Origin of the sequence: Brevibacillus massiliensis (genome assembly GCF_000311785.1) — a bacterium.
GTDB lineage: Bacteria > Bacillota > Bacilli > Brevibacillales > Brevibacillaceae > Brevibacillus_C > Brevibacillus_C massiliensis.
In genome coordinates this window covers 36,635-45,124 of sequence record NZ_HE978552.1, presented here as the reverse complement: position 1 = coordinate 45,124, position 8,490 = coordinate 36,635, and the positions used below count along the sequence as shown (strand labels likewise).

The window sequence follows — 8,490 nt, the reverse complement described above, 5'->3', positions numbered from 1 at the left end:
GCCAGGCTCATACGAACCAATTGCTGTTTTTGAGCATCGGCAGAGAGGTCCAAGAAATCCTCCAGGCTGAGTGTCACACTCGGTTCGCTTTGCTGTTGAGAGTACGCTGGTGCATCCCCTACTTTCTCGAAGTCCTCATATGATTGGCCTGGGTGGATCATTTGGCGTGTAACAGGATGGATGAACGAGCAACCGGTATTAATTTTCAGCACGACTCATTCCCCCTTCAATTTAAGAGTGATAGAACTTGATCGTGCGGTACGGCGGGTTGTATGTTTTACCCGCGTCGTCGATCACCAACGGAGTTGCGATGGCAACTTGCTCCGTAGCAAAGTATTGCTTCGCGGAAGTGATCTTCATCGTACTCGGATCGAAATACGGCTCCGGTCCCTCGATCCCCATTGGGGAGCCGATACCCATGCGGGTTGCATTCACCTTACCGATCAGGATACGCTGATCGCCGGCCGCCCAAGGCGTGTTCATTTCGCCGATGTCCAGGCCATTGCGGTTTGCGAACCACATTTGTCCTTTCAGCAAGCTGGTTCCTTCCGGAGACGCCCATTTGTAGAACAATTCGGCGTTCTTGAAGTTGACCATCGCTTGCAGGCTTCCCAGGGCAAAATCAGGCGTCACATACCGCGGTGCGCTGCCCATGTAAGCTTTCTCGTAGTCGAGTTGTTCCAACAGCTTGTTGTAATACAAGGAGTTGCGACCGTTGTAGGCTGCCGGAACCGTCAGGTCGAAGAACGAAACGTTCGTCGCGTAGGAATAGGACAGAGTCGGGCGATTCGTGGTATCGACGCCGGAATCGGCAGTGAAGTAGAATTTCGCATTTTCGAAGTCGACCGCATAGTCGCCGTTGTTTACTACACCCTTCACCGGGTCCCATGTTCCGCGCTTCAGCGTGGTGGAGCCAACTTTGACCACGATGTCATTGACGATCGCCGTCTGCTTGCGGCCGAATTGATCCAGCCATACTTTCGTGCGCGGACGAACGATTGGCGGTACTTGAGCAAACGTCGAACCAGCAGTGTTCCCGCACAGTGCAGTCACGACGAACGCCGCATTGGAACCGGCAGGCACATTTACACCAGGATTGGCGGCGGTGATCTCGCTAGATGCCACAACCTCGTTGGTTACGACCTTCGCTTCGTACTCGTCGGCAACGTGGAGCATTTCGAGACTCAGTTTTTGGTCTTTCACACGTTGGAAACGAGCAGCGAGGTTTGCCAGGTTACGGGCCAGAGCGTCATAGTTCAACGGACCTGTTTGCAGTTCGTGCATCGCTTCTTTAGAAAGGATGGTGCCGCGTTTCAACCACTCAGCCCCAAACTCCAGGAAGAAGGTTTCGACGCCTTCGCTGGTGATGCCGTCGTATTCGCCGGTGACAAAATCATCCTGCGTGTACAGGTCATGACCTTGGAATTCAACCGGGATGCGGTAGGTGGAACCAGAGAACGGCTCGGCCATCACGAGCTGCGCGAACTTCAGGTCTTGCCACACCTGGTACATGAAGGCCCGCGAAATCAACGCGGCCTGTGCAAAGTCACCCGTGGAAGTCAATGCACTGTCGTTGATAGCGCCATCCTGGATTGCGCGCGCGGCATCCGTCAGTTCGCGCATATGACGGCGGTATTGATCATTGTTATCGCGCTCCATCTTCGACAGAATGCGTTCAAGGATTGCCGTATTCGCTTTACGAAGCTCCGGATCCACACGGAAATTCCGGTAAGTTGAGCGCAGGCGGTCGTCAAACGCAGCCATCAGGTTGTCCACGATCGGTTTCCACGGCTGTCCTTCTGCCCCTACAGTGACCTCGGGTACCAGTGTTTTCGCGCGGCCGGTCGTGGTAACACCCAATGCAGCAAGCTGGTTATTGACTTGCAACGAGTCAATGAACGCTTTCTCCGTCTCGATGAAGGTGGCCACTTCCGAGGCGTCGGTGATGGCAGCGCCTTTTTGCAGAAGGCCGTCCTTGATGTGTTTTTCGAAAGGCAGGGCATTTACGGCATCTGCGAGAGCCTGCTGTGCCTCACGCTTCTTCCGTTCAGCCTCCTCTTGGCGGGCCCGCTCCTCTTTCTCCTTACGCAACTGTTCCAATTCATCGGTCAGCGCTTGCTCTTTCTCCTTCGCGGCGATCGCTGCATCGCACAGCGCCATGTCGGCGTGGCCAGGGTTTGCTGCTTTCCATGCACGCAATTGTTCAAGGGTCATGCTAAAGAAGTTCATCTTGTCATCCTCCTTGGAAATGGAATCTAGTATCACGGCAATGGCCGCGTCTGTCAGTTCGATCGGGGCGGCAAACGCCTCCGGTTCTGCTGGGTTCAGCACAACGTCCCAAGTGTAGAGCGTCAATCTCCGGGCGACATTGACCTTGCGTCCGTTCACCTCGGCCGGAGCCATGTCGCCTGTCATGCGGTTGGAGAAACCAATCGGCAGGCCGGCGTCCAGCATAGCCTGAACTTGTCGGCCCATGTCCGTGGCCAGCGGTTTGTACTCGGCCCACACGACGCCTTGTTCGTCAATGCTTGCGTCGCGGAATACAACTGCTTGGTTTGGCACGCTGGAATCAAAAAGCACCCGGCCATCAGCGCCTCTGTAACTGCGCGGATGCGGGTGCTCTCCGGCATATGGGAAGCTGGATTTTTTCAGTTCATCAAGGGCTGCTTGGTAAACGGATCGTGGATACAATCGATTGTTTCCGTTGATGGCGTCCACTTTAGACACCGGCTGCCGATACCAACCGGTTGGGGCGCCGGCGGAATCGGTAATAGGGACAGCCCTAGACAAGCACAGCTCGCGTTGGTCTTCGCCGCTGTCTTTCAGAACGGTAAAACGCGGTTCAATCGAGTCTGTGGTGACTGTAACCGTTGCTTTATCGACAGTAAAACCAACACTAGGCTTTTCCTTCTCCTCTTCTTCTTCTTTGACCGCTTCCTCGATGCACCAAGCACTGAAATCTTCTCTTGCTCTCGCGTCAATAGCTTCGTAATAGATGCGCCGATCCACTTCCGTTAATGGAGTGTTGGCCAACTGTTTCTTGATTGCCAGTAGTGCTATGGCGCTTGTCGCTTCGAGAATCTGTTTCATCAAGGGATCGTCGGTTAAGGCGTCAGTTGTCGGTTCTTCACCGTTGTTCGGGGTAAAGCCAATGGCGAAGAACTGAAGATCAACAGGGTAGAGATATTCAATTGTCCGTTCCATGGTCTTCCTCCTTTCATTCGGCTTGGCGTTCATATTCGGTTCGCAAATGGCATCACCGCCTTTTAGGTTTCGAGAATGTTTTCCACTTCCGCTAGCACAAAGTCCCTTGTTTGCGCATCAGTTGTGGTTGTTGCTACATGATGCAAGATTCCTAAAATCCGTTTAAAAGCATCCGCTTCAGTGATTTTGACTTCGACAGATGGTGCATTGTTGTGGGCTCTCTCTTTCAGCTTGAGAAACGCTATGTTGTTTTCCAACGGTCCCGCTTCACAGGCAAATTTACATGATTCAAGCTGCTCAACAATTTCCTTTAACGTCATTCAATTCACCTCCTCACTTAATCAGATGGCAACAATGTACAACGACAACGTGGATGCGCTGGAATGGAAGGGTGCTCATCAATCTGGTAAACCGTCTGGTGCCTGCTTCTGCAGGTTGGGCAAGTACGGGCATCCAGGACAGCCGACCACTCCACACGGGAAAATCCGGCGTCGGCGTATATCTTCTTGGAGCTGCGGTTGTAGGCCCAGGCCAACTCTGTACGCGCGATCATCTCGGCGCGCGTTGGATTAACAATGACAGGTTCAATCTGCCGCATAAGACCGCGCCAACCGATGTTCTCCTCGAAGCCGTCAGCCAACACTTCGCGGATCTGCTGCCGGGTCGTCTCCTTGATGCCTCTGATTCGCTCTCCTGACGCTTCGAGCAAGTCATCCCGTATATCCGCTTTCACGATACGCGGTTTGACAGTCACTCCTGACTCAGAAGGATCTCCCGCTTTTTTGTCCGTAACGAGCTGCACGGCCCGCTCGGCTCCCATCATCCCGGACAGAGTCATCCACTTCACGATGCCGGCCTGATACTTCCCTTGTTCCTCGTCCCAAGCCTCATCCAAGATTGACAAAATCATGTCCTCAGAGTTGTCGAGGATGGCTGAGTCGGTAATGCCCGCATCATCGAGCTTGCTCATTTTGCTGTAGACGGAACGAAAAAAACGAAGGACTGTTTCCTTCGCTTTGTCTTCTAAGTTCTGAAACTCAGGCCGATCTTCGAGAACCACGTCGGTAACCGGATCCTGCTGGGTTACCTGTTCTCCCTGGGTGGGCGGCTGTTGCGTCTCCTTATTTTTTTGAGTCATGATCGCAGCTTGGGCTTTTTCTTCCTCGGCCATCCGAGCCATCTCCACCGGATCTTCGATGTCGAAGTCATCAGCGATCTCTTGAATACCTTTAAGGCGTGTAATCAGGCCAGCGTCAATAGCTTTGACGGTTCGGTTGAGGCGTTCTGTTGGCGTTTCATCGGACTTATCCGCCCACACAACGTCGTACGCCACGGATGACGGGTTAATCCCCTGCAGTAGTAGCTGCAGGTCAATCAGTCCCCGGAGTCCGGAAAACGGGCCAATGTCACCGTACTCCAAAACATCTGTCATATCGTCCAGAGACTGTAGGTATTGCGGGTACTGAATTTTGAGGATGTCCCGGTTGATGTTTTGCCCGGACGTCAGGATCGCCTTGGGCACGCCGAGATTCAGCCACAGCAGATCGTCGAAGTATTCAATGTCGCCCATTTCCGACAGGTTGGCGTCCGCTTGAAGCGCCTTGATTTCAGCCGTACCGAAGAAATCACTCAACAGGTGCGCGTTCTTCGTCGGGTTCCCTTTCTCATCGATCAATCGGTTCATCCGAGCATACTCCAGGGCATCTTTTGTCTCCGTTCCATCGGGTAGCTTATGAGCATTCTTTTGCACAGATCGGAATTCCCGTCGAATCGCCGCAGCGCGCTCCATCCGTTGCAGGATTTTGTAGGTTGCTCTCGCGGAAGCGTAATGGGATATGCCGTACATCTCTGTTTCGTCGCAGAGCCAGCGAATGTGATTCATCTGGTACAGAGCAAAGTCGGCGCGGGACGAACTCGGCGGGCCGATTTCCATCAACGTGTTTATCTGCGTGAGTGGATCAATCTGGCTGAAAGCGCGCTCCACGTCCGGGAATTCGCCATACTCATCGCTGTTTCGTTTCATCGTCAGTGCGGGTGCTCGCTTCACATCTAGGATCAACCTCGCTTCCAAATCGATGACGGGGTTGAGGAATAAATCTCCGTCTCGCAGTAACACCCGCAGGTACTCCTTGGTTTTGGAAGACAACTTGGTACGTCGCATGAAGTCGTCAATAACCTGCTGCGCGATATTTGCGCCTGGTGTCAGCCGCTTGGGAACGTTTTTACCGAGGCGCCTCTGCATTTGTCGGTATGCTTCGCTACCTTGTACGACCACTTTGAATCCGCCACGTGTTGCGTCCGCTGCCAAACGCAGGTTAGTCATTTTAAAACGGAGGTCTGTTTTGACCAGTTCTCGGACTTCACGAATGGTTGTGATGCGATCGGTAGCCACATTGAATTGGTCAAAGATGTACGTGGATGGAGATTCTGCATATGAAGTGTCCGGTCGTTCTTCGATCCTTTCCTTTGCTTTCGGTTGCAGATCAAAGTAGTCCAGGAGCCGCGTTTTCAGCTTTGAAACCAGTCCCAATCCATTTCACCTCCTTCGTCCAGTAAATCAAGTTGAGGCATGATCGCAAAACCAACGGGTTTGCTCTGCTTATCGTTACTAAACGCCCAGTTGGCCAATGCCAACGCCCAAAACTTGTCCCCGTGGTGTTTCTCGTTGCGCTCGACGCTGTACCGAAAAGCACCGGTGCTAGTCACTTCACGCTTGATCGCCACGATCTGCGAAATCAAGTCGCGGTCATTTGGGATTCGAATACCGGATCGTCCTTTTTCAAACTCCTTATGCAGAGCGATTGCCATGGATTCTTTATTGGCATTCGTGAACGGGATTGGCTCTACTTGGTTGCCGTATTTCTTTTTCAATCCTTCTGCCATCTGCATACCCAAACCTGTTTCGTCGATGCAAAGGCGGGTTGGTTTTGCTATATCCAGGAATCGACTTAACTCTCGCTCCTGCAGTTCGAAGTCGGATTGTTTGTATGTCTCCATCAGACGCAAGATTTTTCCGTTTCCGGTATCATCAAGAGCAATCAACTCTGATGCGTCTTTGCGACGTCCAACGTCATAGCCGCCGCCAAGGGAACCCATCGTCTTATGACGCAGGTCTTTAAAGTCTCTTGCCGTTAGGAATTCCTGCTCGCTTGGTTTTCCATCCTCGTTTCTCTCGTCGTCCATCACGCAGGCGTAGACCATGTTCAGGGGGAAATACGAGGTGCTGTCATCGATAAAGGCACATTCGAATTCCTGCTGGAACGACTCCAAATCCATCGCATTAAACAGTTCCAGCAGCTGCTCAGTCCCGAACTCTTCCACGCGCTGCAATGTTTGCATGCGCGGTGCTTCAACTCGCGCGCGTGCCACATCTTTGCACAAAAGAGAAAAGTCCCACCAGTAGATGGTGCGACGTTTGTAGTTCTTGTACTTTTTGTGTTCTGACCATATCTCGTAAAACTTCCCCACCTTCCCTAAAGGCGTGCTGATGAGGGTCAACGAGCCATGCTTAACGCGGGTAAGTACCGGTACAGCTGACGTGTAGACCACACTGTCCCACGAGCCGAAGAATGCGAACTCATCAAGTACAAGGTCAAGGACGTTGGTTGAACCCTTACCACGGATCGGGCCTTTCCCTTGGGCGATTATGCGTGTACCGGTCGACTGCCTGCCGGACTTACTGACAAACTCCAGCGATGTCTGATTGTCTACCAGCTTTCGCCGTTTGTAGTTGTCAGGCAAGGAATCGTAAATCTGTTTTGCATACCTGATCTTTTCTTTGGAATCGTCCTGTTTGTATGACGCAATGATACAGGTGTAGTCATCAAGATTCTGGCTGCGGGCCAATGCCCTAGCAGAAGACGCGAAAGACATTCCGGACTGCCGGTTTTTTAACCATATTTGGAATCTGTCTTGGGAATCGAGGAATTGTCTTTGATAATCCTCGAACACTAACCCGTCCGAACTCAACAGTTCCAAATAACCAGTCTCGGTTGCCAGCACTTCCAACAATTCTTTGCTGGTAATCTCCTTTGGGGTGATAATGGTTGGTCCTTGCTGCTTATTCACGATCAATCACCCTTCTTTGCGAAGCGCGCCGCAAACCGAGCTTGCACTTCCTCGGCTGATATTCCGATGTTCACCTGCACCTGCGGACCGTTATCCTTTACAGACTTTGGTGTCATCAAGAACTGCGTCAGGTCTATCCCCATATCTTTGGCCAGTTTTGTGGCTGCAAGTAAGGCCGGATGCGCCATTTTTTCTTTGTACGGCGTGCCATTGGCAGTAAACTTTGTTGTCTCCACGACAACACCCTCTTGCACGACCACTTCCAGCAGCCGTCCGATTTGAACGGCCATAGATCCAGCCACAGCCCCGACCTCATCTTTCAGTTCATCCAACTGCCCAGTACGGAAAGCCCGCTGCCACTTCTTGATATTCCGAAGTTCAGGTTTACACGGTTCTTTGTCCAGCACTCTACCCTTTATAAAGTCCTTACACGTTGCACGATGAGGGCAGTTACTGGTGCATGGTCTCACCGGTAGTTCGGATGAAAGGTACGTGCGAGTGCGTTTCTGTCTCTCTTCTACTTGTGCTTGGGCGACCTCCGTCAGTGCCTTCTTGACCTCTTGCTCGTATTCCTCGTTGGTGACAGTAACGAACTCTTCTTCAAACTCACCCGTAGGTTGTTGATCGATTAGCTGTTTTTCATCGTGCATTGTCATCACCACCTTTTTTAAGCAAATGAAAAAAGCCGCCATTCAGACGACTTGTTTATGTGAAGCTGATTTTTTCAACAGCGTTTTGCAGTTCTTCTTCACCAGGCTGAGTGTAGATCAGCGTTGTGTCTACCTTAGCGTGTCCCATGAGTTTTGCAACAATATCTATCCGCACGCCGCTTGCTACGAGATCGTGACCGTATGTATGACGCAGAACGTGTGGCGTAAGCCCCTCGACATTCGCTTTCTTGCCGATCGATACACAGAGGTTATAAAGGCCGTCATAGGTCAACTGCTCTGCCCTCTGGCTACGGAAAAGCCATGTACCTGTTGCGTTCTCGGTCACAAGGTATTCACCAAGACATTTTCGTAAATCGTTTGGGATCGGCACCACACGCCGCTTGTTCCCCTTACCAGCCCTCACCACGATGGACCCTTTTCGCTCGCTGATTAGTACATCCTCTGGACGCAGATTAATCATCTCCTCAGCGCGAAGGCCGGCCATGAGCAGCGTTAAGATGATTGCGCCATTCCGCTTGTTCTTCTCGTTGAGAGCAGTGCGAATGAC

7 protein-coding genes are annotated in these 8,490 nt (G+C 52.0%); all 7 read right to left on the bottom strand.

Going from position 1 to position 8,490, the window contains the following annotated elements:
- Nucleotides 1-212, bottom strand: a 212-nt coding sequence (locus HGBM_RS31345) for a hypothetical protein (RefSeq protein WP_035287877.1), incomplete at its 3' end; no start/stop codon positions are given.
- Nucleotides 213-231: 19 nt separating this feature from the next.
- Nucleotides 232-3,204 carry a hypothetical protein gene (locus tag HGBM_RS24075; protein WP_019123634.1) on the bottom strand — a complete coding sequence of 991 codons (2,973 nt, stop codon included), beginning with the start codon at nucleotides 3,202-3,204 and terminating at the stop codon, nucleotides 232-234.
- 62 nt (nucleotides 3,205-3,266) lie between these two features.
- Nucleotides 3,267-3,524 carry a hypothetical protein gene (locus tag HGBM_RS24070; RefSeq protein WP_019123633.1) on the bottom strand — a complete coding sequence of 86 codons (258 nt, stop codon included), beginning with the start codon at nucleotides 3,522-3,524 and terminating at the stop codon, nucleotides 3,267-3,269.
- Nucleotides 3,525-3,541: 17 nt separating this feature from the next.
- Nucleotides 3,542-5,734, bottom strand: a complete 2,193-nt coding sequence (locus tag HGBM_RS24065) for a portal protein (RefSeq protein ID WP_019123632.1) — start codon at nucleotides 5,732-5,734, stop codon at nucleotides 3,542-3,544.
- Nucleotides 5,713-7,272: a phage terminase large subunit family protein gene (locus HGBM_RS24060; RefSeq protein ID WP_245553065.1), complete on the bottom strand. Its 1,560-nt coding sequence runs from the start codon at nucleotides 7,270-7,272 to the stop codon at nucleotides 5,713-5,715. Before HGBM_RS24060 ends, HGBM_RS24065 begins: the two co-directional genes overlap by 22 nt.
- Nucleotides 7,273-7,274: 2 nt before the next feature.
- Nucleotides 7,275-7,922 (bottom strand): hypothetical protein, encoded by a 648-nt coding sequence (locus HGBM_RS24055; protein ID WP_019123630.1) that lies wholly within the window; start codon nucleotides 7,920-7,922, stop codon nucleotides 7,275-7,277.
- A gap of 55 nt (nucleotides 7,923-7,977) precedes the next feature.
- Nucleotides 7,978-8,490, bottom strand: a 513-nt coding sequence (locus HGBM_RS28440; RefSeq protein ID WP_147512974.1) for a tyrosine-type recombinase/integrase, incomplete at its 5' end; no start/stop codon positions are given.

Coding starts and splice junctions, on each gene's coding strand:
- HGBM_RS24075 (WP_019123634.1), bottom strand. CDS start 3,204: ATGGAACGGACAATTGAATATCTCTACCCTGTTGATCTTCAGTTCTTC.
- HGBM_RS24070 (WP_019123633.1), bottom strand. CDS start 3,524: ATGACGTTAAAGGAAATTGTTGAGCAGCTTGAATCATGTAAATTTGCC.
- HGBM_RS24055 (WP_019123630.1), bottom strand. CDS start 7,922: ATGCACGATGAAAAACAGCTAATCGATCAACAACCTACGGGTGAGTTT.